This window comes from Roseovarius sp. 217 (genome assembly GCF_000152845.1).
Lineage (GTDB): Bacteria > Pseudomonadota > Alphaproteobacteria > Rhodobacterales > Rhodobacteraceae > Roseovarius.
Genome location: NZ_CH902584.1, coordinates 2,609,899 through 2,634,403, shown reverse-complemented (window position 1 = coordinate 2,634,403; position 24,505 = coordinate 2,609,899). Strand labels below are relative to the sequence as shown.

Annotated in this window: 25 protein-coding genes; 8 read left to right on the top strand and 17 right to left on the bottom strand. The window is 61.9% G+C overall.

The features are described from left to right. Positions 1–25: 25 nt before the first annotated feature. Positions 26–661 (bottom strand): helix-turn-helix domain-containing protein, encoded by a 636-nt coding sequence (locus ROS217_RS12540; RefSeq protein WP_009818132.1) that lies wholly within the window; start codon positions 659–661, stop codon positions 26–28. Positions 662–817: 156 nt separating this feature from the next. On the opposite strand from ROS217_RS12540, the gene lhpI reads away from it, so the two are divergent. From lhpI to ROS217_RS12520, 4 genes are read left to right on the top strand one after another with little or no spacing between them, the layout of a single operon-like run. Next, entirely contained in the window at positions 818–2,518 is a 1,701-nt protein-coding gene (lhpI, locus tag ROS217_RS12535) for a cis-3-hydroxy-L-proline dehydratase (protein ID WP_009818131.1), read from the top strand. Between the two features lie 40 nt (positions 2,519–2,558). Beyond that, the gene (locus ROS217_RS12530; protein ID WP_009818130.1) at positions 2,559–3,518 is read left to right on the top strand and encodes a dihydrodipicolinate synthase family protein; all 960 of its coding nucleotides are present in this window, start codon (positions 2,559–2,561) and stop codon (positions 3,516–3,518) included. After that, positions 3,509–4,423 (top strand): 4-hydroxyproline epimerase, encoded by a 915-nt coding sequence (locus tag ROS217_RS12525; RefSeq protein WP_009818129.1) that lies wholly within the window; start codon positions 3,509–3,511, stop codon positions 4,421–4,423. Before ROS217_RS12530 ends, ROS217_RS12525 begins: the two co-directional genes overlap by 10 nt. Before the next feature lie 21 nt (positions 4,424–4,444). Further along, positions 4,445–5,686 (top strand): NAD(P)/FAD-dependent oxidoreductase, encoded by a 1,242-nt coding sequence (locus ROS217_RS12520; RefSeq protein WP_009818128.1) that lies wholly within the window; start codon positions 4,445–4,447, stop codon positions 5,684–5,686. Between the two features lie 297 nt (positions 5,687–5,983). Here ROS217_RS12520 and ROS217_RS12515 read toward each other — a convergent pair whose 3' ends face one another. The 4 genes from ROS217_RS12515 to ROS217_RS12500 form a co-directional block, all read right to left on the bottom strand. Further along, positions 5,984–7,015, bottom strand: coding sequence for a trans-3-hydroxy-L-proline dehydratase (locus ROS217_RS12515; protein WP_009818127.1), 1,032 nt, complete (start codon positions 7,013–7,015; stop codon positions 5,984–5,986). Between the two features lie 137 nt (positions 7,016–7,152). Then, entirely contained in the window at positions 7,153–8,010 is an 858-nt protein-coding gene (locus ROS217_RS12510; protein ID WP_009818126.1) for a 3-keto-5-aminohexanoate cleavage protein, read from the bottom strand. Positions 8,011–8,024: 14 nt separating this feature from the next. Then, a complete protein-coding gene (locus ROS217_RS12505; protein ID WP_009818125.1) occupies positions 8,025–8,882 on the bottom strand; it encodes an alpha/beta fold hydrolase in 858 nt (285 codons plus the stop codon). Further along, entirely contained in the window at positions 8,879–9,259 is a 381-nt protein-coding gene (locus tag ROS217_RS12500) for a hypothetical protein (protein ID WP_009818124.1), read from the bottom strand. The genes ROS217_RS12505 and ROS217_RS12500 overlap by 4 nt, the downstream gene beginning before the upstream one ends. A gap of 197 nt (positions 9,260–9,456) precedes the next feature. On the opposite strand from ROS217_RS12500, the gene ROS217_RS12495 reads away from it, so the two are divergent. From ROS217_RS12495 to ROS217_RS12485, 3 genes are all read left to right on the top strand, one after another. Continuing rightward, on the top strand, positions 9,457–10,332 hold the full coding sequence (locus ROS217_RS12495; protein ID WP_009818123.1) for a dioxygenase family protein: 876 nt from the start codon (positions 9,457–9,459) through the stop codon (positions 10,330–10,332). A gap of 278 nt (positions 10,333–10,610) precedes the next feature. After that, positions 10,611–11,471 carry a DUF6236 family protein gene (locus ROS217_RS12490; protein ID WP_040650568.1) on the top strand — a complete coding sequence of 287 codons (861 nt, stop codon included), beginning with the start codon at positions 10,611–10,613 and terminating at the stop codon, positions 11,469–11,471. A 198-nt stretch (positions 11,472–11,669) separates the two neighbouring features. Continuing rightward, a complete protein-coding gene (locus ROS217_RS12485) occupies positions 11,670–12,560 on the top strand; it encodes a LysR family transcriptional regulator (protein WP_009818121.1) in 891 nt (296 codons plus the stop codon). A 65-nt stretch (positions 12,561–12,625) separates the two neighbouring features. Here ROS217_RS12485 and ROS217_RS12480 read toward each other — a convergent pair whose 3' ends face one another. From ROS217_RS12480 to ROS217_RS12430, 11 genes are all read right to left on the bottom strand, one after another. Continuing rightward, a complete protein-coding gene (locus ROS217_RS12480; RefSeq protein ID WP_009818120.1) occupies positions 12,626–13,315 on the bottom strand; it encodes an ABC transporter ATP-binding protein in 690 nt (229 codons plus the stop codon). Then, a complete protein-coding gene (locus tag ROS217_RS12475) occupies positions 13,308–14,051 on the bottom strand; it encodes an ABC transporter ATP-binding protein (RefSeq protein ID WP_009818119.1) in 744 nt (247 codons plus the stop codon). The genes ROS217_RS12480 and ROS217_RS12475 overlap by 8 nt, the downstream gene beginning before the upstream one ends. Then, the gene (locus ROS217_RS12470; protein ID WP_009818118.1) at positions 14,044–15,048 is read right to left on the bottom strand and encodes a branched-chain amino acid ABC transporter permease; all 1,005 of its coding nucleotides are present in this window, start codon (positions 15,046–15,048) and stop codon (positions 14,044–14,046) included. The genes ROS217_RS12475 and ROS217_RS12470 overlap by 8 nt, the downstream gene beginning before the upstream one ends. A 4-nt stretch (positions 15,049–15,052) precedes the next feature. Next, positions 15,053–15,922, bottom strand: a complete 870-nt coding sequence (locus ROS217_RS12465) for a branched-chain amino acid ABC transporter permease (protein ID WP_009818117.1) — start codon at positions 15,920–15,922, stop codon at positions 15,053–15,055. 54 nt (positions 15,923–15,976) lie between these two features. Then, positions 15,977–17,152 carry an ABC transporter substrate-binding protein gene (locus ROS217_RS12460; protein ID WP_009818116.1) on the bottom strand — a complete coding sequence of 392 codons (1,176 nt, stop codon included), beginning with the start codon at positions 17,150–17,152 and terminating at the stop codon, positions 15,977–15,979. Between the two features lie 41 nt (positions 17,153–17,193). Further along, positions 17,194–17,973, bottom strand: a complete 780-nt coding sequence (gene benD / locus ROS217_RS12455) for a benzoate diol dehydrogenase BenD (protein ID WP_009818115.1) — start codon at positions 17,971–17,973, stop codon at positions 17,194–17,196. Further along, positions 17,970–18,992, bottom strand: a complete 1,023-nt coding sequence (gene benC, locus ROS217_RS12450; RefSeq protein ID WP_009818114.1) for a benzoate 1,2-dioxygenase electron transfer component BenC — start codon at positions 18,990–18,992, stop codon at positions 17,970–17,972. Before benC ends, benD begins: the two co-directional genes overlap by 4 nt. Before the next feature lie 56 nt (positions 18,993–19,048). Continuing rightward, complete coding sequence (gene benB, locus ROS217_RS12445; protein ID WP_009818113.1) at positions 19,049–19,576, bottom strand: benzoate 1,2-dioxygenase small subunit; 528 nt, start codon at positions 19,574–19,576, stop codon at positions 19,049–19,051. A gap of 12 nt (positions 19,577–19,588) precedes the next feature. Beyond that, positions 19,589–20,977, bottom strand: a complete 1,389-nt coding sequence (gene benA, locus ROS217_RS12440) for a benzoate 1,2-dioxygenase large subunit (protein ID WP_009818112.1) — start codon at positions 20,975–20,977, stop codon at positions 19,589–19,591. Between the two features lie 39 nt (positions 20,978–21,016). Then, positions 21,017–22,165, bottom strand: coding sequence for a muconate/chloromuconate family cycloisomerase (locus tag ROS217_RS12435; protein WP_296429665.1), 1,149 nt, complete (start codon positions 22,163–22,165; stop codon positions 21,017–21,019). Positions 22,166–22,474: 309 nt separating this feature from the next. Continuing rightward, on the bottom strand, positions 22,475–22,735 hold the full coding sequence (locus tag ROS217_RS12430) for a DUF2312 domain-containing protein (RefSeq protein ID WP_009818110.1): 261 nt from the start codon (positions 22,733–22,735) through the stop codon (positions 22,475–22,477). A gap of 134 nt (positions 22,736–22,869) precedes the next feature. On the opposite strand from ROS217_RS12430, the gene ROS217_RS12425 reads away from it, so the two are divergent. Further along, complete coding sequence (locus tag ROS217_RS12425) at positions 22,870–23,085, top strand: hypothetical protein (protein ID WP_009818109.1); 216 nt, start codon at positions 22,870–22,872, stop codon at positions 23,083–23,085. 5 nt (positions 23,086–23,090) lie between these two features. Here ROS217_RS12425 and ROS217_RS12420 read toward each other — a convergent pair. Continuing rightward, positions 23,091–24,505: 3-hydroxyacyl-CoA dehydrogenase family protein (locus ROS217_RS12420; protein ID WP_009818108.1), on the bottom strand; the 1,415-nt coding region annotated here is incomplete at its 5' end.

Here is a 24,505-nt window from a genome sequence, read left to right as displayed (position 1 = left end):
GGCTTTTTCCTTTTACCTTTGGGGCTTATTTGTCGACGTCGGTATAGGTGCAGGCCCAGAACACCTTGGTTTCGGTATCATCAAGGGCGCGTAACCCGTGTTTGAGGGTGCTGTCGAAATAGGCGCAATCGCCGGGCTCCATGATCACCGGTTCGTAATGCTCGACCGTCAACTCGACCCGACCCGAAAGCACATAGAGCGTTTCCTCGCCGTCATGCGATTCCAACTCGTCGCGTGTGAGCGGCGCGCGTTTCTCGACCAGCGTCACCAGCGGAATGATCTTTTTCTCGGCCAGCGCGTTGCACAGCACTTCGTATTCGAAATTCTTGGCGCGCACCTTGCGCCCCTGCCCTGCCCGCGTCACCGTCATGCGGGTGGTCTGTGTCGCGTCATGATCCGCGGAAAAGAGCCGCTCCATGCCGATATCATAGGCCCGGGCGATCTTGATCAGGTTCTCATAGCTGGGCGAAACGCGCCCGTTCTCGATCTTGTGGATGGTCGACAGCGCAAGCCCGGTGCGCTGCGCCGCCACTTCGAGCGTATAACCGCAGGCCTGCCGCACCGACTTCATCCGCGCCCCAAGATCGGCACGCAACTGATGGCGCTCGACGTCCCAATCATCCGCCGCGCTCTCGATTGAGGTTTTTTCTGTTTCGGCCATAATTTTTCTTTTCTTACCAGTCGTGATTGTTTAAGCATATATTTACGTTGGGCACAACAGTAGCAATGCGGAGTGCGCAGGGGGAGACCGAATATAGGATTTTTCGAAATCCCCGCCCGACCGCTCGCAATACAGACTTCAACAAAGGGTGATCTCATGCAGGACCTGATCGTTGCCGCCGAGGTGCAAGGCCCGATCTTGCTCTGCGACGAAGGGCTGAGCGTCTGGGGTGGCGTTGATCCCCTGAGCGGGCGGATCATCGACGCGCATCACCCACAGCAGGGGCAATCGCTGGCTGGTCATGTTGTGATGATGCCGACAAGTCGCGGTTCTTGCACCGGAAGTGGCGTGCTCTTGGGGCTGGCCTTTGCCGGAACTGCGCCCAAGGCGCTGGTGTTCCGCGAGGGCGAGGATATTCTCACCTTGGGCGCGCTTGTGGCCACGCGGCTTTTTGAGCGGCCGATCGCTGTCTTGCGCCTCTCTGCCGCCGAATATGACCGGCTGGCCCAGCAATCCCATGCCACGATTACCGCCACCCATCTGCGCGCAGGCGATCTGGAGGTGCCCCTGACCTCTGTGGCCTCCGAGGGGCTTACGCTGTCGGATACCGACCGCGCCTTTCTGGCCGGGGACCATGGCGAGGCGGCGCAACTGGCGATGGAGATCATCACCACGCTGGCCGCCGCCCAAGGCGCGCCAAGCCTCACCGATGTGACCCGCGTGCATATAGACGGCTGCATCTATGCCAGCCCCGCCTTTCTGACCTTTGCCCGCGCCATGGCGGACAAGGGCGGGCGGGTGCGGGTGCCCACGACGATGAATGCCATATCGGTTGATCACGCCAATTGGCGCGCGCAGGGCGTGGCCGAGGATTTCGGTCTGCCCGCCAGCCAACTGGCCGATGCCTATGTCGAAATGGGCGCGCGCCCCAGCTTTACCTGTGCGCCCTACCTGCTCGACGACAAGCCGGTCGCTGGCGAGGATATCGCCTGGGCCGAGAGCAATGCCGTGATCTATGCCAACACGGTTCTGGGCGCGCGCACTGTCAAGCATGCCGATTTCATGGACCTCTGCATCGCGCTCACCGGGCGGGCCGCGCGCGCGGGCGTCTATCTCGACCAGAACCGCGCAGCCCGTCGGATCATCGACATTGACGTGCCCGAGGGTATTGACGATGCGTTTTGGCCGATGCTGGGTTGGATCGTCGGTCAGGTTGCCCCCGACCGCATCCCGCTTTTGCGCGGGCTGGAGGGATTGCACCCGTCTGACGATGATCTCAAGGCGCTCTGCGCGGCCTATGGCACCACCTCTGCCTCGCCGATGATGCATATCACGGGGATCACGCCCGAGGCGGATATGCCCCCCACGCCCGATGCCGATCACGCCCGCATCACGGCTGCGGATTTTGCGCAGGCTTGGCAGGGGTTCAATCAGGGTGCTGATAAAGTTGATCTTGTGGCCCTTGGCAGCCCGCATTTTTCCGCCGCGGAATCTGCGGCCTTTGCGGATTTGATGGAGGGGCGGCAGGTCAATCCCGCCGTAGCCACGATCATCACCCTTGGGCGCGGCACACTGGCGGCGATCACCGCGAATGGCGTCAAGGCGCGGCTTGAGGCTGCTGGTGTGACCATCGTGCCCGATATCTGCTGGTGCTCGATTTCAGAGCCGGTGTTTCCCCCCTCGGCAGAGGTTCTGATGACCAACTCCGGCAAATATGCGCATTATGCGCCGGGTCTCAGCAATCGCGCCGTGCGGTTTGGTTCGCTCGAACAATGTGCCATGACCGCGCAATCTGGTATGGCCCCCACAACCCCACCGCCGTGGATCGCCGCGGCCCCGGCCCTTGTGGGCCACTGACCGCCGCCACCGGCACACCGCCCATCCAAAGGAGTTTCCCATGAAGAAAGACGTCTTTCACGGCACCATCCCCGCCCTGCTGACCCCCTGCACCCCGGATCGCAAACCTGATTTCGACGCGCTGGTGCGCAAGGGGCAGGAAATGATCGCGGCGGGCATGTCGGGCGTGGTCTATTGTGGGTCTTGCGGCGACTGGCCGCTTTTGACCGATGACGAGCGGATGGAGGGTGTCGCGCGCCTGACCAAGGCCGGCGTGCCCGTGGTTGTGGGCACCGGGGCCATCAACACGAAATCCGCCGTGGCCCATGCCGCGCACGCACAAAAGGTGGGTGCGGCGGGCCTCATGGTGATCCCGCGCGTCTTGTCGCGGGGGCTGTCGGTCGCCGCGCAGCGCAACCATTTCAAGGCTATTCTGGACGCTGCCCCGGATGTACCCGCGATCATCTACAACAGCCCCTATTACGGCTATTCGACCAAGGCCGATCTCTTTTTCGCCCTGCGCGGCGAACACAAAAACCTGATCGGGTTCAAGGAGTTCGGCGGCAAGAATGATCTCAGCTATGCCGCTGAACATATCACCTCGCAGGATGATAACGTGATCCTAATGGTCGGCGTCGATACCGAAGTCTATCACGGCTTTGTCAAATGCGGGGCGGTGGGGGCCATCACCGGCATCGGCACGATGTTCCCCAAGGAGGCGCTCTTGCAAGTGGCCCTGTCGCGCCGCGCTGCGACGGGCTGCCCCGAGGCGGATATGCGCGCCCGCGAACTGGCCGAGGCATTTTCCGTGATTGCCAAATTCGACGAGGGTGTCGATCTCGTGCTCTATTTCAAGCATCTCATGGTGCTGAAGGGCGAAGAGGAATATCGCCTCAACATCAATGAAACCGATGCGCTTTCGCCCTCTCAGGCGCGGTTCTGCGAGGCGCAGTTCCATCAGTTCAACGCATGGTTCGCCAACTGGGTCAAACACGGCGGGGTGATCGCTGAATGCATGTGATCGACAGCCACACCGGCGGCGAGCCGACGCGCGTGATCCTTGACGGCGGGCCGGACCTTGGGTCCGGGTCCCTGGCCGAGCGCGCCCGGCGGCTCGCCTCCGAGCATCGCGATTTCTACCAGTCTGTCAGCCTTGAGCCGCGTGGTCAGGTGGCGATGGTCTGTGCCTTTATGGTGCCGCCCACCGATCCGACCTGCGTCACCGGCGTGATCTATTTCGACGCCGAGGCGGTGCTGGGCATGTGCGGTCATGGAACCATCGGCCTTGTGGTCACGCTCGCGCATATGGGCCGGATCAAACCCGGCACCCACCGGATCGAGACGCCTGTTGGTGTGGTCACCGTCGATCTGATTGACGCCAACACCGTTACCGTCACCAATATCGAGAGCTACCGCACCCATACCGGCGTCACGGTCGAGATTGACGGTATCGGCACCGTCACCGGCGATGTTGCCTATGGGGGCAATCTCTTTTTTCTCGTCGATCCCAGCCCCGTTCCCGTTCATTCCGGCAATATCCGGGCCCTGACCGATACCACCATCGCTGTGCGCGAGGCCGTGCAGGCGCAGGGGATCGAGGTGGATCACGTGATCTTTTACGGTCCCTCCGACGATCCGGCGGCACACAGCCGCAATTTTGTCCTTTGTCCCGACAATGCCTATGACCGCTCGCCCTGCGGCACGGGATGTTCGGCGCGTCTCGCCTGTCTCGCGGCTGAGGGGCGTTTGGCCGCAGGCGAAGAGATCATGCAGGAAAGCGTGATCGGCAGCACGTACCGGCTGTCCTATACGACCGGGCCGACCGGCGGCGTCATCCCCTCGATCACCGGGCGGGCCTATGTGATGGCCGAAAGCACATTGCTTTTTGATCCCAACGATCCGTTTCGCAACGGTATCCGTCTCTAACCCTTATAACAAAGGTGCCGCATGGCCCGCTCAGACATCATCGTCATCGGTGCCGGAATCATCGGCGTGACCAGCGCCCTCGCCCTGCAACGGGATGGCCATACCGTGCGTATTCTGGACCGCAAGGGTGTCGCCTCTGAGACCTCACGCGGCAATGCCGGGGCCTTTGCCTATACCGATATCGAGCCGCTCGCGACCCCCGGCATCCTGCGCAAAGCGCCCAAATGGCTGCTTGATCCCTTGGGACCGCTGTCGATCCCGCCCGCCTATGCGCTGCCACTCTTGCCGTGGATGCTGCGCTTTTGGCGGGCGAGTTGGCAGGACCGGTATGCGGCGGCGGTCACAGCTCAAGCCAGCCTGATGCACCACTCCCGCGCCGCACTTGAGCGGCTGATCGCGGATGTTTCCGGCGAGCCGCTGATGCGCCGCGAGGGGCAATTGCAGGTCTATGAGGGAGAGGCTTCCTATCGCGCCAGCCTGCCCGCCTGGGATCTGCGCCGCAAGCACGGCGTGCGATTTGAGCTGGTGGAAAGCCCCGGTGCGATTGCCGAAATCCAACCGGGGCTCAATCCGCGCTTTACCCATGCCGGGTTTACGCCCGACTGGATGAACACCGTCGATCCAGCCCGCTGGACCGAGCATTTGGCGCAACAGGTCATCGCCGCAGGTGGCGTGATCGAAATCGCGGATATCCGCGCGCTGCGGCAGGTGGGTGACGGCGTCGAGGTTGAGACCGCAACCGGCACGACACGCGCCGATCAGGTTGTGTTGGCCGCTGGCGCATGGTCGCACCATCTCGCGCGCACGCTTGGCGACTCCATCCCGCTCGAAACCGAACGCGGCTATAATACCACCTTTCCCACTGCCAGCTTCGATCTGCACACTCATCTGACCTTTGCCGATCACGGCTTTGTCATATCCAAGATAGGCGAAGGCTTGCGGGTTGGCGGGGCTGTGGAACTGGGCGGGCTGCGCCTTGCGCCCAATTACAAACGTGCGGAAATTCTGGTGCGCAAGGCCCGCGATTTCCTGCCCGGATTTGATCCGCAGGGCGGCACGCAATGGATGGGGTTCCGCCCCTCGCTGCCCGACAGCCTGCCGATCATCTCCCGCGCGCCGCGCGCCGACCGGGTGATCTATGCCTTTGGTCACGGGCATCTGGGACTGACGCAATCGGCAGGCACGGCAGAACTTGTGGCGGCCCTCGCCGCGCGACGTGATCCGGCGATATCGCTGACGCCGTTTGACGCGGGGCGGTTTTAGGGAGAGATTTGGCCTGAAGGTGACATTGGACCTCAGCGATGAGCCGCGCGGTCGCTGGGCCGGGGACGAGCGATGCAACGGCGGCAACTGCCACTTAATGCAAGCAAAGTCCGTATGACGTCAAAGAGATGAACTACATCTCAAAATCGCTAGGCCGTCACGCCGAAGGCGTGCCGAGAAAAAGCGGCGCACCTTCGGTGCGACGGACGGCCCAGCGATCGCGCGGCGCCCTTCGGGCTTGATTCCGCGCGTAAGCGCTTTAGTCCAACGTCCCCTTCAGACCAACCCCAGCCCCCCTCACCCAATCCTCGGCCATGTATCCGACAACCGATATCCCCCCGGCCAGGGATCGCTCGGGTCGAGCATGTGCTGCGCCGTGCCGGTGATCCAGCCGCGCCCGTTGATCTCGGGGCGGATGGCATCCAGCCCGCCAACCCGGACCCGACCCAGAATGCGCCCATGAAACTCTGACCCGATGATTGACACGCCGGTAAAGCGATCCTCCTCGTCCATCTCGCCCCGCGCCGCCAAAATAGCCATGCGCGCCGACACCGCCGTGCCTGTGGGCGACCGGTCGAGCTTGCCGGGTTGGATCGCCACCACGGATTGCGCGCGCAAGGCGTTGCCCTCGCGCGTGATCGGCCCGGCAAAGAGGCAAAAGGAATGATGCGCCCAATCGGGTTTTTCGGGGTGCTCGAACCGGAACTGCGCATTGGCGGCATTGGTGATGCGAATGCCAAGCTCTGCGATCTGCCGCGCGTTATCCTCGATTAGATCGACGCCAAGCGCCACGGGATCGACCACGACGAAGCTATCCCCGCCAAAGGCCGTATCCACCATGATCCGCCCCACACCCGGCACATCGAGCGGCACGCCTAGACGGCTGGCAAAGGACGGCAGGTTCTCCACGTAAATCCGCTCGGCCTTGCCATTGGCGCAGTCCGCGCGCACCCGGACAAGACCACCCGGCGCTTCAAGAACCATATGGGTCACCGGCTCTTGCATGGGCAGGATGCCACTATCCAGCAACACAGTCGCCACACAGATCGAGTTTGAGCCGGACATCGGCGGCGTATCCTCGGGTTCCATGATGATCCAGGCGGCCTGTGCGTCGGGGTGCTTGGGTGGCACCAACAGATTGACATGCCGGAACACCCCGCCGCGCGGTTCGTTCAGCATGAAATTGCGCAGGGTCTGATCCTCGGCGATCCATTTGCGCTGCGCCCAGATCGTGTCGCCGGGGGGCGGCGTCACGCCGCCGACGATGACATCGCCCACCTCGCCCTCGGCATGGCAGGAAACGACGTGAATGATCTTGGTGCTGCGCATGATGTGCCCTCGTGCCGCTCTGCTGTCCCGTGGTCCCGCCTATCACACAAGGACCGTGCCCGGATGGTATGACGGAGCTTTGCCCTCGGGGTCAATGGTCACCGGACCACCGCCCGGCATCAGCACAGCATGCCCGCTCAGGCCGCCTTCCCGTCTGCCAGGCAGGTCGTGCGCAGGCCCAGCATCTGCCGCGCCTCGGCACATGTGGCCACGGGGCGCGCATGACGCGCGCAGATCTCGACCACCCGCCGCACCAATGCGGCATTCGAGGGCGCAAGCGTATCGCGATCCAGCCGCACGTTATCCTCAAGGCCGGTGCGGGCATGCCCGCCCGCCGCCACGGCCCATTCATTGAGCGTGATCTGATGCCGCCCGATCCCCGCCGCGCACCATGGCGCATCCGGACCAAACAGGCGTTTGACCGTGTGGATGTAATAGTAGAACACATCGCGGTCGACCGGCATGGCGTTCTTGACGCCCATCACGAACTGCACATAGGGCGTGCCAAGAAGGTGTCCTTGATCGGCCATGTCCTTGGCCTTGAGAATGTGGCTCAGGTCGAACGCCTCGATCTCGGGCTTGACCTCATGAGCGCGCATTTCCGCGGCCAGCCAATCGACCAGATTGGGCGGGTTCTCATAGACCCGAGTGGGAAAGTTGTTGGACCCGACCGAGAGCGAAGCCATGTCGGGGCGCAAGGACAGCATCGCGCCCCGCGTTTCCCCCGCGCCCGACCGACCACCTGTCGAAAACTGAAGGATCATGCCGGGGCAATGCGTCTCCAACTCTTCCTTGAGGCGGGCGAACTTTTCCGGATCGGACGAGGGCGATCCATCGGCGTTGCGCACATGCGCATGCACGATACTCGCCCCGGCCTCAAACGCCGCATGGGTCGATTCGATCTGTTCGGCCACAGTGATCGGCACCGCCGGATTGTCGGATTTCTGCGGCAGGCTGCCGGTGATCGCCACGCAGATGATGCAGGGTTTGGTCATGTCGGTCGCTCCTGTTAGGCCGCTTGCACTGCCACGCGCGGCATCCGCGCGAGGGCATCAAGGAAAAACGGGCGGAACCCTTGCGGATGTTCGCTCATCGGGAAATGGCCCAACTCGTCCATCACCGAAACCGTCGCACCGGGGATTGCCGCCGCCGTGCGTTTGGCATCCTCGGGGGTGCAGGTCAGATCATAGGCTCCCACCAACAAATGCACCGGGGTTTTGCCGGTGTCGATCTGTCCCAAGCGCCCGATCAAACTGTCGTCGCGGGTGTAAAAGCTCAGATCGCCGCGAAAGACGCCCGGACCAGACTGCATGAACATCCAGAGCGTATTCCAACGCTCGGCATTCGGGGCATAGGGCGAGATATTGGCCGAGACGAGCGCTGCGCCCATCTCGCCGCCATGGGCATCGGGACGGTGGAACCAGTCAATATCATACCACGCGGCCTGAAAATCAGACGCCTCGATGGCGATGAACCCGCTGAACTGCTCAGGGTGCAGCGCCGCCAGTTGCAGCGCGATACGCCCGCCCATGGAACAGCCCGCCAGAATGGGGCGTTCCAGCCCAAGACCCGCGACCACCGCCAGCACGGTTTCTATATACGCTTCGGTCGTTAGAAGATATTCCTGCGTTTCAAACCCCTCCGGCGGCAGGGATTTCCCGTGCCACGGCATGTCAAAGGCAATCAGGCGATGGTCCGCTGTCACCTCGGCATCGTTCATCAGATGCCGCCATTGCCGGGTATCGGCCCCGGCGGTGTGCAGGCACAGAACGGCGCGCCCCTGCCCTGCCTCCTCGAAATAGATCCGGCGCGGAGTGCCACCGATCTCGATGGTCAGGTAACGGCCTGTGATTGGCTCAATGCTCATGCGACACCCTCCTCGGTGTGGCGGGCCAGCGCCATGACCTCCTTAAAAAACCGCAGGTTCTTGACCAGACACAGGATGTCGCCGTCAATCCGCCCGCGCCCAATCTTGGCCAGCCCGAAAATATCGTGAAATCCCGGCGCAGGACGCGCCTGCCAGAATTGCTCCAGCGCCTCGGCATCGGTGCGCAACGCAAATCGCCACGGCGTCTTGCGGCTTGGCCCGGCCTCGACCGAAACAATCCGCCCCTTTTCGAAGGTCAGATAGATCTCCTCGCCCTCGACCTCGATCAGCACCGTCTCGGAAAAAAGCCGCCCAAGACGCAAGAGATGCGGCTGATCCTCAAGCCATGCCTGAATATCCTGAAACCTGTCGATCACCTCTGCGCCTCCCTCTCTATGCTGCGGATGTGCTAGAAGTGGCATCTAAAGGGGCGTTTGATCCATGCCGGAGCGGGTATCACGCGATACCGCCTGCGGCATTGGTTTGACGCCCGCCATGACCGACAACAAGGACCACAGGGCGTGCCCCGGCCAGCCCCCGAATATCAGAAACCCACCCGTTTGGAGGAGAACCCATGGGAATCGTCAATCTGGAGAATATCACCGATGTGGTGATCGCGAGCCTTGGCAAGCACGGTGACATCACCGACCGCCAGCGCGAGATCATGACCGCATTCATTCGCCACCTGCACGCCTTCTGCAAGGATGTGAACCTGCAACATGGCGAGTTCCTTGAGGGCTGCGACTACCTCAAGCGCGCAGGGCAAACGTGCGACGAGAACCGGCAGGAATTCATCCTTCTGGGCGACATCATCGGTGTCGAGGTGCTGGTGGACATGCTGTCGAACCCGATTGACGGCCCCGAGAGCGAGTCGACCGTGCTTGGTCCCTTCTACCGCGAAAACCCTCCTGTGCTGCCCAAGGGCGCCTCGACCATCCAGAAACATTACGACAACGAGGAAACCGCCTATTACGAAGGCTATATCCGCGATGCGGCGGGCAACGGCATCGCCGGTGTCACGCTCGATGTCTGGGAAGATGCGCCAAACGGCATCTACGAAAACCTCGACCCGGACCAGCCCGAATACAACCTGCGCGGCCGCTTTGAGACCGATGCGAATGGTCACTACGCCTTTGTCGCCGTGCGTCCGGTCCCGTATCCGATCCCCGATACGGAAACGGCGGGCGAGCTCTTGCGCTACATGGGCCATCACCCCTACCGCCCCGGCCATATGCATTTCATCATCTCAAAAGACGGCTACCGCCAGTTGATCAGCCAGATCTACGATGGCGATAGCAAATGGCTCGATGATGACAGTGTCTTTGCGGTCAAGGACAGCCTGATCGGCACATTCAAACCGGCCCCCAAAGAGCTTGGCACCGACCTGCATTTCGAGTTCGATTTCGTGCTCAAGGCGGACGCTGCGGCGCAGGCCGTAGCCGCCGAATAAACCGACCTCCGTCCCTGCAACCTCAGGGCCCCCGTCACGCGGCCAGCCTTTTGCATTTCGTGTTGCAACTCATGGCCGAGATGCCTGCGGGCATAATGCAATGTCCAACAAGGTCTCCCGAAGAAATCTTCGGGAGATTTCTGCGCCGGAGGTCGGCTCGGCGGGACTTAATGAGCCTTCGCTACGCTTTGCGCCAATGTCCGCTTTGACTTGGAAGAAACGAATTGCCATGCTGCGCCATTGAAGCAAAGGTTAGAGGAAGTTTTGCTGGAAGCCCCATGCCCAGTCTATTAATCACCCCGAATGCCAATCCGCAGGATTTGCTTTCTGATGTCGTTCGGAAACCAGAATACATACCTGTACCAGAGAAACTGATGCTGTTTGACAAGTTGGTAATCATGAAGGTGAAGCCCCCACCTGCAGTTATTAGGATTACTCGTCCCGGTGAACAAAAAGGCGAACGCTTGACGATTTTTGAAAATGTAGCAGACCAGAACTTCTTGGCGCAGAACAAGCTTATTGATGCGCAAGCGTTTTCTGGGCAATTGACCATGTTGGGAGCCGTCGAAGGTATACGCCAAAGTTTTGCAAAGGGGTTTGAGAGTGAGGGTATAGCACCTACAGACGTTGTTGTTGCCGATCACTTTGCAGCGCAAATGCCCGAGATGAACCTTTGTTTATCCATAGATTTCAAAGACCTTATCTTCCTGCCAGCTCGCGGCATTCCGTTAGAGGAGGTAAAAGAGTTCAAGGAAAAGAGGCGTGCTGAATATGACGCCTTTTGGGATCAGCTGTATGAACTGGGGTCAGACCCCGCAATACTTTGTCGAGCGGATGCGTCTTATGTACTGAGGCGGAAAATCCAATCCTCTACGGAAAATTTGGCCAAAGTCAGCGAAGAATCGTGGGGAAGAAGGGTCGTTAAAACCTTCAAACTTACATTTACATTCAACCCTGCAACTGCTGCCGCCCTTGCCGCTGCACTTGTGGCTTCGCAGACAACCAACATCCCTCCAGAGACATTGAGTTTGTCCGGTTTGGCAGCGATCCGCGCTTCCATAGATATGCGTCCAAGTGTGCCCTCAGTTAATTCAAAGTCCGCTGCTATGAGTTATTTGTACAGCATTAGAAAGCTCTAAGACTTGCTCTCAATGATTGGTTCATGCGCTAGCGGACATTCGCTGCACGACAGAAAACAGGTGTTATGGGCTCAAAGCGCTCATTGCACTAAGAGCCCTCCGCGCTCATCTGCACCACGAAATGCAAAGTTCTAGGTCACGCGGGGGCTTTTTTTATGGCTGCAACAGGCTAGGCTAGGCGCGGGGCTGGAGGGTGCCATGAATTTTAGACAACTGACCTATTTCATCGCCGTGGCGGAGGAATTGCATTTTGGTCGCGCCGCAGAGCGTCTCGACATGGCGCAACCGCCGCTCAGTCGCCAGATCAAGCAGATCGAAGAAGAACTGGAAGCGATCCTGTTCAACCGAGGTCGCAGCGCCATCAGCCTGACACAGGCGGGTGAGCGATTGCTGGAGCGGGGGCGGTCGATTCTGGCGCAATTGGAAGACACCAAGCTCGAGGTGCGTCGTCTGGGTCAGGGGGCCGAAGGGCGGCTGCGCATCGGCTTTGTCGGCTCGGCGACCTTTGGCATCCTGCCCAATATCATCAAATCATTTCGCGCCAATTATCCCGAGGTCAATCTGAGCCTCAATCCCATGAACAACGCACAGCTGCACCGCGCTCTGGTGTCGCGTGAACTCGACGTGGCCTTTGCCCGCCCCGCGCTGAGCGATCAGGAGTTCGTCACACGGGAACTGATGGAGGAAAAGCTGATCCTGGCCCTGCCCGACACGGTCGATACCGGCGGGCGCACCGTGGCCAAGCTGGAGCGGTTGGAGACGCACAACCTCGTGCTTTATCCCGAGTATCCGCGGCCCAGCTTTGCCGATTTCGTGCTCAAGGCGATCGAGGGGGCGGGGTTCAGGGCCCCTCTGCGCATCTGGTGTATGGATCTTCAGACAGCCCTCAGCCTCGTCGCGATTGGCGAGGGCGTGTGTATCGTGCCAGAGTCGGTCTCGACCGCCCCGCGCAAGGGGATGAAATTTCTCAGGATCGAGCCAGAGATTGCCCGCACCAGCCTGTCAGTCAATCACCGGCTGGACGAACAGGGCGTGCATGTCCACAATTTCGTGCAACTCGCCCAAAAGGTCGCGCGCAAGCAGTTCTGAGCCGGGGCATTGGGCGAAAGAGACGCTCGCATGTCACGCGCGCCTCTCTTAGCACCTTGCCCCTGTCAAACCCCGAGCCAGCGATGCTGCGCCTCCGCATCTGCGCGGATCTCCTCTGCCGTGCCGGTCCAGACCACTTGGCCCTTGCTGACCACCACCACATCGTCGGCAAGCGAGGTTGCAAAGCCGAAATTCTGCTCGACCAGCACCATCGACAACCCCTCGCGCTTGAGCTCCATCAGCTTGTCATGGATCAGCTTGACGATGATCGGGGCCAGCCCCTCGGTTGGCTCATCAAGGATCAGAAGGCGCGGGTTCATCAAGAGCGCGCGGGCAATCGCCAGCATCTGCTGCTCGCCCCCCGAAAGCTGCGTGCCGCCATTGTCCAACCGCTCGCCAAGACGCGGGAACAGCTCCAGCACCCGGTCCATTGTCCACGGCCCGTCAAACCGTTTTGACGCGATTTCAAGGTTCTCACGCACCGTCAGAGAGGGGAAAATATCCCGCGTTTCCGGCACATAGGCGATGCCGGCCTTGGCGATGTCATAGGGCCGCTTGGGCATGGCGCTGCCCTCAAAGGTGATCTGCCCGTCGCGTAGCGGCAAGAGGCCCATCACCGTCTTGAGCGTGGTGGATTTGCCCGCGCCATTGCGGCCCAGAATGGCCAGAACCCGGCCCGCCTCGGCGCGCAGACCCATGCCGTAGAGGACTTGGGTTTCACCGTAGCCAGAATTGACCGCACTCAGTTCAAGCATCTTCCCAACTCCCCAGATAGATTTCCTTGAGCAGCGTTGAGCCGCGCGCGGCCTCGGGCAGCCCGTCAAACACCACCTCGCCATAGTTCAGCACGGTGATCGTATCGGCCACGTCAAAGGCGAGGTCCATGTCATGCTCGATAATCAACAGCGTGAGATCACGCGGCAGATTGTTCAGCAGGTCATGAAACCCCTTGGCCATCTCGGGTCCAACGCCACTCGTCGGTTCGTCCATCAACAAAACCAGAGGCCGCGTCGCCAGCGCCACGCCCACCTCCAACTGCCGCCGGACGCCATAGCTGACCTCGGACACCCGCGCATGCAGATAGGGCATGAGATTGACCTGATTGGCCACCTCCGCCACGATCTCGCGCACCTCGGGGCGCGCCAGACTGTCTCGGCGCAATGTGGTGGCATGACCTGTGTGGATCGCCGCCGCCAGTCCCAGATTTTCCTCGACAGTCAACCCGTCAAAGAGCGTGTTCTTTTGATAGCTGCGCGACAGGCCCTGCCGTGCGCGCCGCGCCACCGGCAAGGCGGTCACATTCTCACCCGCCAGATGCACCGATCCGCTGTCGGGGGTCAATTCTCCGACCAGCAGGTTAAACAGCGTCGTCTTGCCCGCACCATTTGGTCCGAGGATCACCCGTCGCTCGCCCCGCTCCAGTTTGAGCGAGACCCCGCGCGTGACATGCACCGCGCCAAAGCTCTTGTCGAGATTGCGTGTCTCAAGCATCGGTCTTGACCTCCCTCGGGTCTATATCGCGCACCGCATCCGCCGCGCGCCGTTCAATCCGCGCGCCAAACCGCGCCTCGATCCAGCCAAAGATGCCATTGGCGCGGCTCATCACCACGGCGATCAGAAGAATACCGACCACCAGATGCCAATAGCTTGTGAGCGCACCCACCTCATGCTTGAGCAGCACAAAGACCGCAGCGCCCAGCAACGGGCCAACCAATGTGCCAAGCCCGCCCAGGATCACCACGACAAGCGCCTCGCCGGAAACGGTCCAGGACAAAAGACCCGGTGAGACGAACATCACATGCTGCGCTGCCATCACACCCGCGAGGCCGGAAATCAGACCGGAGAGGCCAAAGACATCCGCCTTGACCCGCCAGACCGTGAGGCCAAGCGCACGCATCCGCTGTTCGTTATGCATGACACCCGAGAGCGACCGGCCCAGCCCAGAGCGCAGAATGAGCACTGCAACCCCATAGATGGCCGCCAGAACCCCCAGCGAGAACAACGCAAAGCTGCGCCCGTCGTTGAGATCGAGCCCGATCAATGAAAGGTCCAGTCGCGCAATCCCGCCCAGCCCGTCATCGCCACCAAAGAGCGGCGCCTCGAACACATAGGAATAGCCCATCTGCCCAAAGGCCAGCGTCGCCATGATGAAATAGATGCCATGGCTGCGCGCACAGATGGCACCAATGACCCAGGCCACCGCGCCGGCTATGGCCACGGCACCCGCCATTGCCACTACCGGCGTCAGCCCCAGCTTGGTCGACAGGATCGCATAGCCATAGGCCCCGACCCCAAGGAGCGCGCCGTGGCAGAGCGAGACCATGCCGCCAAAGCCCGCGACCATGTCGAGCGCGATCACCAGCATGGCAAGGATGACAATCTCGGTCAGGATTTCCAGCCCGAAATATTCTGCCGTAAAGGCTTGGAAGAGGGCCGCCGAGGCCAAGAGCACGAGCGCACCATATCGGAGAGGTGTATGTCGAAACATCGCCTTATCCTTTCGCCGGAAAGAGGCCCACGGGCCGGATCACCAGCACCGCCGCCAAGAGCGCGTAAATCAGAACCGAGGCCAGTTGCGGTGCCAGCACCGCGCCAAAGGTCTGCACGAAACCAAAGATGAGCGAGCCCGCGATGGCCCCCTTGAGCGAGCCCAGCCCCCCGATCACGATCACGATCAGCGTCGGGATCAGGATTTGCAGGCCCATATCGGGCGTGACGCTCAGCAGCGGTGCCGCGACCGCGCCCGCCAGCCCTGCAAGCGCGCAGCCGACACAGAAAACGATGAAGAACAGCCGCTCGACATTGATCCCAAGGCACGCGGCCATCGCGTCATTGTCCACGCCCGCGCGGATCATCGCGCCAATTTGCGTGCGGCTGAGGGCAAAGGCCAGTGCGCCAAAGATTGCCAGCCCCAGAGCGATGATGAACAGCCTGTAAGCGGGATATTCGACGCCCAAGAGCGCCACACGGCCAGCAAGGAGGTCCGGCACTTCAAGCCCGAGCGCCAGATCGCCCCAGACGATCCGGGTGATGTCCAACAGCGCAAAGATCAGCCCGAATGTGACCAGAACCTGTGCCATCGGCCCCGATTTGCGCATCCGCTGGATGAGGCCGGAATAGAGCAGCACGCCCACCCCCGCGACCGCCACCGGGGCCAGAACGAACCCTGCCCAATAACCGCCGACCGCCGCCGCCGAGGCCGCGAAATAGGCCCCGAGCGCATAAAGCGCGCCATGGGCCAGGTTGACGAAATGCATCAGGCCAAAGATCACGGTCAGGCCGATGGACAAGAGAAACAGCAGCATGGACAGTTGCAGCGCGTTGAGTGCCTGTAGCGTCCAGAAACCAAGATCGAGTGACATTGCGGAACCTCCTCCCGAAAAGGCCCGGCCAAGGATATGGCCGGGCCGCGTGTCTTAGTTGCTGACGGGCGCCGCCATCTCGCAGCCATTGACCGGATCGGCCTCGGCGGGCAGTTGCGCCAACACCTTTTGGGTCAGACCGTCGGTGCCTGCGATGGTTTCGTAGACATAGATCGGCTGCACGATGTTGTTGGTCGCGGGATCAATCGACAGCGCGCCGCGCGGGCCGTCAAAGCTGACCTGCCGCAACGCATTGGCGAGGCTCTCGCGGTCCGTGGCACCCGCCTTGACCGCTTCGATCAATGCGCGACCGGCGTCATAGCCATGCACGGCGAATTCCGACGGCACGCGGCCTGTCTTGGCCTTGAACGCCTCGACGAACTGCGCGTTTGCAGGATTGTCGAGCGTGGGCACATAATGCAGCGCGGTGATCACGCCTTCAGCTGCCGGACCCTCGGCATTGACATAGAGCGACGAGGTGAGGAAGCCCGAGCCATAGAGCGGCAACTCGGCTTTGAGGCCAAAGCTATCGTATTGCTTGACAAAGGAAATCGCCTCGCCACCCGCATAGAAGACGAACACGGCCTCGGCGCCGCTCGACTTGGCTTGTGCCATATAGGGGCCGAAATCCTGCGTTTTCTGGAACGGGGTGAACTCCTGTCCGACGATCTCGCCGCCTGCGGCGGTAAAGGTCTGAACAAAGCCGTCGATCATCTGCCGTCCGGCGGCATAATCGGGCGCCAGCGTATAGACCTTGCGGATGCCTTGATCATACATCCACTGACCCATCGGGCGGTTGACCTGCCCGTTGGAAAAGGACATGCGCGTGATATAGGGCGAGCAGGCCTCGCCGGTGGCTTCGTCATTGCCGGCGTTGGCCACGATCAGCGGCACGCCCGCGCCATGCACCATGTCGCGCACAGCGCCCAGCACGCCAGAGCTGACGATGCCCGAAATCACATCGACCTTGTCCTGCAAGATCAGCTTCTTGGCTTTGGCCAGAGCCACCGGCGGTTTCACTTCGGTATCTTCGCGGACAATCTCGAATGTCGCCGGGGTCTCAGACCCGAACTGCTCGAGGGCTGTGGTAAACCCGGCCTCGATGTCATTGCCCAGCGCCGCATAGACGCCGGAAAAGGGCAAGAGCAGGCCGACTTTGATGTCTTGGGCTATTGCAGGCATAGCAAAGCCAGTGGCAAGCCCGAGGGCCGCCAGAAGTGCGCGTTTCATAGGTAGTTCCTCCAGTTGGTGTTGAGACCCCTCCTCAGGGTCTATCCAAGATCGCCCCCGCCCACCGGCACTGTGACGCCGGTGATGTAAGAGGCCTCATCCGACGCCAGAAACAGGATTGGCCCTGCCTGTTCGTCGAGTGTTCCGTAGCGTTTCATCAGGCTGGACTGGATCGTCTGATCGACGATGGTCTGATACCAGTCGGCGCGCTGTTCTTCGGCTGCATTGGGGTTGCGCGGCACCACGCGCGGCGGCGCTTCTGTGCCCCCCGGCGCGGTGGCGACCACGCGAATGCCGCGTTCCCCCACTTCCCAGGCCAGGCTGGCGGTGATCGCATTCACCCCACCCTTGGCTGCCGCATAGGGCACGCGGTTGAGGCCGCGTGTGGCGATGGACGAGACATTGACGATCACGCCAGATCCCTGCGGCAACATCCGCTCGATCGCCGCCCGGCAGCAATAGAGCGTCGGGAAGAGAGAGCGCCGCACCTCGGCGTCAATCTCATGCGGGGCATAATGCTCATAGGGCTTGGCCCATATCGTGCCGCCGACGTTGTTGATCAGAATGTCGATCCGTCCCCAGATCTCGACCGCCGTGGCCATGGCCGCCTCGCAGCCCTCCCAGGTTTCCAGATCGACATTGAGCGCCTGCGCCTCGCCACCCACCGCGCGGATAGCCGTGACGACGGCGTCGCGATGCTCGGAGCGGTCCACGACCAGCACCTTCGCGCCTTCGGCAGCGGCGCGTTCGGCCACCCGGCGGCCAATCCCCTGCGCCGCGCCGGTGACGACCATCACCTTATCAGCAAAACGCGGTGTCATGCGGCGGCGGCCTCTGTCTCGGTCGCGTTGAACTTTTCAAAGTGGAACGCGGCGGGCGTCACACCCAGCTGCGCGAAATGCCCGCGCACCGCATCCACCATCGGCGGCGGACCGCAGAGATAGACATCGCAATCGCCGCCGTTCAGATCCTCAGCCGTCACATGGTCCGTTACAAATCCCTTGCGATCATGCGCCTCGTTTTGATCGGCCAGAACCGTGATGACGGTCACATTGCCAATTGCTTCGGCCAAAGCCATCACCCGGTCGAGTTCAACCAGATCGGCGGCACGGGTTACAGCGTAGTAGAGCGTGATCGGCTGCTCCGATCCCTGCACCGCCACCTGTTCCAGCATCGACAGGAACGGCGCAAGGCCGGTGCCGCCCGCCAACCACAGTTGCGGGCGCTCAACGGGGCGCAGATAGAACGCCCCCATCGGCCCGGTCAGTGTCACGGCATCGCCGGGGGTGGCCCGCTCACCAAGATAGCGGCTCATCACCCCGCCCGGAATATTGCGAATGAGGAATGTGGCCTCGTCCGCGCCGGGGGCAGAGGAAAACGAATAAGACCGGTGCGCCTCGGTGCCGGGCACGGAGACATTGACATATTGACCGGGCAGAAAGCCCATCGGCTTGGTCAGTTTCACCCGCAGACCAAAGGACGTCTCGGACAAGCGGTCCACGCCCAATACTTCGGCCGTCACCGCCTCGGGTGCCGTCTTGCACACGGCAGAGGACGCAGGCACCCGGATCACGCAATCGCTCTGCGGCATCATCTGACAGGTCAGCACATAGCCCTCGGCCGCCTCATCCTCGGTCATCGCCTCATCGAGATAGAATTCCAGCTCATACGCGCCCTTTTCAGCAAAGCATTTGCAGGTGCCGCAGACCCCGTCGCGGCAATCCATCGGGATGTTGATCTTTTGCCGAAATGCGGCTTCGGTGACTTTCTCGTCATCGTCGCACTGGATGATGCGGGTCACGCCATCCTCGAAATTCAGGGCGATATTATAGCTGGTCATGGCGGGCTCCTCCCCTCTCGTGGCGCGCCCCCATCGGGCACGCGCCGGTCTTGGCTTCAGATGTGATAAACGTCGATCACATGGTGGATCTGGTCGTTCTTGAGCACGACCTTCTTGTCTGTGATCAGCGGCTTCGCCCCCGTGGTATCCATCGTGTAATAGGACGTGCCCCAGTGCTGATCGGTCTTGCCATAGCGATAGGTCAGCGTGTGCCAGTTAAAGCGCAGCGTGATCGTGTCTGCGTCCCGGCTCAGCACCTCGATATTGGCGAGATTGTGATTGGTGCGCGGCTCTGGCAGCGACGTGGCCGAAGACCGGTCGGTCTGAATGCGGAACACGCGATCCTCGATCCCGGAACGGTCGGGATAATAGATCAGCGACATCTCATTCTGCGGGTCCTCGGTTAGCTGATCCTCGTCATCCCAGGCAGGCATCCAGAACGGGCAATCGGCGTGATAAAACGTCAGCCAAGTGTCCCAGTCGCGATCATCAAGCGCGCGCGCCTCGGCATAGAGAAAGGCTTGGATTTCCTCATAGGTCATGGTGGCCTCGGTGCTCTGGCGGTCTAGCGTTGCGGTGGTCATAGTCATCTCTCCTCACTCTGCCGCGACTTGCGCGTCGGATGCACTGGCGCGTTCCTTGGCAATGGCCTGCGCCATGCGCTCGGACCACTGCTTGTGCTGGATGACGAATAGCCCCTCATCCTCGGTGCGCGCCCCCGACAGGATCGGATTCACGCCCAGCGCCTTGGCATCCTCATCCGGGCCATGGATCCACTGGGTCGCGCCTCGGCAAATGTCATTCCACTTGGCATGCGCAGCACCAGCATAGCCGCGTTGCGTCGCGCGGAATTCCTCGGTGTCGTCGGGCGTCGCCATGCCGGAGGCGTTAAAGAAATCCTCATACTGGCGAATACGGCGCGACCGGGCCTCTTGGCTTTCGCCCTTGGGGGCGATGCAATAGATCGTGACTTCGGTCTTATCCACGCTCACCGGGCGGAACACCCGAATCTGGCTGCTGAACTGGTCCATCAGAAACACATTGGGATAGAGGCAGAGATTGCGCAGCACGCCCACCATCCACTCGGCCTTGGTCACCCCATATTTCTCGGTCCATTCGGCAAGGCGCGGATAGTTGGGGCGATTGGTTGAGTCCGCCCATGTGGTCCACAAGAGCAGGTGACCATTCACATAGGAATGAAATCCGCCCTTCTGCTTGGCCCATTTGCTGGCATCGGTCGCCTTGATCTTGTCTTCCTTGCCATCCACCGTGCGATGCGAGGTGGTGGCCACGTAATTCCAATGCACCGCCGAGACATGATAGCCATCGGCGCCATTCTCAGCCTGCAATTTCCAGTTGCCGTCGAACGTATAGGTGGACGAGCCGCGCAGCACCTCAAGCCCCTCATCCGATTGATCGACGATCATATCGATCATCTTGCGCGCCTCGCCCAGATACTCCTCCAGCGGGGCCACATCGGCATTGAGCGAGCCAAAGAGGAAACCACGATAATTCTCGAACCGCGCCACTTTGGTCAGATCGTGGCTGCCGTCGGTGTTGAACTGCTCGGGGTATCCCGCGCCATTCGGGTCCTTGACCTTCAAGAGCTTGCCGGTGTTGGAAAAGGTCCAACCGTGGAACGGACAGGTAAAGGTCTTTTGGTTGCGCCGCTTGAACCGGCAGAGCTGCGCGCCGCGATGCGAGCAGGCATTGACCAGCGCATTGAGCTGCCCATCCTTGTCGCGGGTGATCACGACCGGCGTGCGCCCCATGGTCAGGGTGAAATAATCGCCGGGATTGGGGATCTGGCTCTCATGCGCCATGTAGATCCAGTTGCCCTCAAAGACATGCTTGATCTCAAGCTCGAACAGTTCCTCATCGGTGAACATGTCACGGCGGGCGCGGAAAATCCCCGCCTCGGCATCCTCCTGCACGATACCGTCGAGACGGCCTTCCAGTTCGTCGAGATTGGATTGGGTAAACATCGTCGTTCCTCCTCCGGAATTATCTTGATCTTGGGCCGGTCACTCTCCGGCTACGGTTTTCAGGCTCCGCGCGCGGTCGCGGCGGAAAAAGTCGATCTTGTCGGGGTCGAGCGTCACACCGATGCCCGTGCCCTGCGGCACCTCAACAGCGAAATCGCGATAGACGATCGGGGTGGCCAGAATATCCTCGGTCAAGAGCAACGGGCCGAACAGCTCGGACCCCCAACGCAAGTCCTCAACTCCCGCAAAGAGTTGCAGCGCCGCCGCCGTGCCAAGCCCCGTTTCCAGCATCGTCCCGGCATAGAGCCCAAGCCCCGCCGCTTGCCCGATGGCCACCACCTCGGACGCGCGCTTGAGCCCGCCCGACTGCGCCACCTTGACGGCGAACACATCCGCGGCATCCTTGGCCACGATGCTCACCGCATCCTCGGGGCCATTCAGCGCCTCATCGGCCATCACGGCAATCTCATGGTCCCGCGTCAACTCGCGCAGCGCATTGAGATAGCGCGCGCGCACCGGCTGTTCGACCAACTCGCAGCCGACATCCTGCAACCCCTTGAGACCCCAGCGCGCATCCTGCAACGACCACGCCTGATTGACATCGACGCGGATGCTGGCGGCATCGCCCACGGCGGCCTTGATCCGCGCCACATGCGCCACATCCTCAGCAACCGCACGTTTGCCGATCTTGAGCTTGAAGATATTGTGGCGGCGCGTGGCGATCATCTCTTGCGCCTCGGCAATGTCAGTGTCGGAATTGCCCGATGCCAGCGTCCAGGCCACCGGCAAACGGTCATGCACCGCACCGCCGAACAGCTGTGCCACCGGCACGCCCAAGCGCCGCGCCAACCCGTCCCAGAGCGCGATTTCAATCGCCGCCTTGGCGATCCGGTTGCCCTTGACCAGATGGTCGATCAAGTGCAGCGCCCCGTTCACATCATCCGCCGCACGGCCCAGAAGAGCCGGCGCGATATAGGTGTCGATGGCGGATTGAATGCTCTCGGGGCTTTCCGGCCCATAGGTCAGCCCGCCAATGGTTGTGCCTTCGCCGATCCCCTCAGAGCCATCGGAGAACCGCACCCGCACGAGGACGGCGGTCTGCACCCGCATCGTCGCCATCGACAGGACATGGCCCCGGATGGTCGGAATATCGAGGATCATGGTTTCGATCTGGTCGATCTTGGTCACGGCGTTCACCACATGTCAGTATTGCGTTGAGGTGCAAATTGCCTGTGACGCGGCGCTAAGTCGATGATGCTGCGGGTCTTGGGTGATACCCGGACCGAAGAGTTGCCCGGCCCTGCCACCGCGCCATATCCCGGGGTAAAGCGTTTCGGTTTTCCGTTGAAACACCGAAACACTTTGCCTGTTTAATTTGGCGCAATTTCGAACCAAGAAAGTCTATCAACTTTCTTTGAAATTGCTTTAGAACAACAAAAGGCGCACCACGGGGGTGCGCCTTTTTTGATCGTCACGGTGGTGCGCCTGTCTCGGCGCTCACGCCATCCCGAGCGCTTCCTTATACATCTCGAGCACCGCTTCTTCCTCGGCGATATCGTCCTTGTCGCGTTTGCGAAGGGCGATCACCTTACGCATGACCTTGGTGTCATAGCCGCGGCCCTTGGCCTCGGCCATCACTTCCTTTTGCTGGTCGGCGATGTCTTTCTTCTCGGCTTCGAGCCGCTCGAACCGCTCGATGAACTGGCGCAACTCATCGGCGGTGACGCGGTAGCTGCTGTCGGAATTCATATCGTCCATGGCCTGATCTCCGGTCGGTTGGGGTTTCTGACTAGCGCCGCGTCGGATGCGGTGCAAGGGCCATCTGCCGCACGGCTTGCAATGCTCGAAAAATTGCTCTAGCGCCGGGGCGGTGATGCAAAGAGGAGCAGACTATGGAGATCATGATCTGGGTTGGGGCTGCTTTGTCACTTGCCGGTCTGGCGACGCTCATCTGGTGCATCCTCAAGGTCTGGAAGGCCCGCAAGGCCGGTCTGTCCGACGCAGACCTGCGCGCCGCCGTGCAAAAGGTGGTGCCACTGAACACCGGCGCACTTTTCTTGTCCGTGATCGGCCTGATGATGGTCGTCGTCGGCATTCTGCTGGGCTGACCGCCCTATGTGCTGGCCCGCCTGCCAAAAAATCCGTCACCGTTCTTGACCATATCAAGCAGCATCGGCTGCGCCTGCCAGAGCGGCGACTGCATCGGGGCAAGCGCCTTGATGTCCCGCAAAATCGCCAACATCCCCCGCTGATCCGCCGCACAGAGCGGCCCGCCGCGCGCCCGGTCATAGCCATAACCCCGCACCATCAGCACATCGAGATCCGAGGCCCGTTGCACCGCACCGCGCGCCAATAGCTGCATCGCCGCCCCCACCAGCGCCGCATGCAGCGCATGCCGTGGCGGAACGACGCCCAACACCTCACCCGGATCAAGCCCCGGCCCGGCCATGCCCTTGGGCGGGCGTGGTCCTTCGCTTGGATGGTCATAGAATCCGCGCCCGACCGTTCGGCCCACCGCCCCCTTGGCCAGCCGCTCGGCCAAGGGATCATCCGCGCCGGGCGCGGGGCACTCCAGCCAGTCAGCCACCACACGCAGCCGCGCCGCCACCACCGGCAAGCCCTCGACATCCATCATCAGGAACGGCCCCGCCCGAAACCCGAGCCGCTGCGCCGCCTGATCCACCCGCAGGGGCGTCATCCCACGGCGCACCATCTCCAGCCCGGCCAGACAGAGCGCGCCCATCATCACATGGCCCAGCCCCGGACCGGCGGCAGGCTGCGCCGCGCGCACCGCCGTCACGCCCAGCCCGGACCAGAGCCGCGCAAGGCTTGCGACATCATCGGGGTCGGCGGCCTCAGAAACCGCGAGTTCGGCCAGCCGCAAACTCTGCGCCGGACGGTAGAGCCGCAGCCCCAACTGCGCCCCCGCCAGCCCGCGCCCCGTATCGAGTGGCACCGCCAGCGCCGCACCCTCCACCTCCTCGCCACGCGCATCGAGCACCAGATCGGCAGGCTCGGTGCCGACCTGAAGCCGCGCCTGCCGCACCGCAGAGGTGGCGGCGTCAATCTTGCCCTGCGTCACCAACGCAGTGAGGGCGCGCGCCACCCCGTCAGGCAGGTCCGGCGCATCGCTCTGAACCTCCTTGCCACCCTCCAGCAGCAACAGCGCGACATCGCCAAGACCCGCCCCAAAGAGGCTGATCCGACCCATGTCGCGGGCCGCCCCCTGCGCCAGTTCCGGCATGCCCGCCGCCCGCCGCTCGGCGGCATAGATATGCCGCTGAGCCTGTGCTTCGGGGCTGCGCAACCGATCCTCGAACAGCGCGGACTCAAAGTCCACTCCCTGCGCAAAGGGCAAGAGCTGCGCGGCCTCAACGGCGCGCAGAATATCCGACGCAGCCCCGGCCTGCCCCTTCAGCCGCTCGGCCACGACTGTGATGGCACGCTGAAATCCGGCCGGATCAGACAGGCCACGCGTGGCCTCGCAACTGCGCGGCCACTGCCCCTCATCGGCCAGCCTGCGCGCAA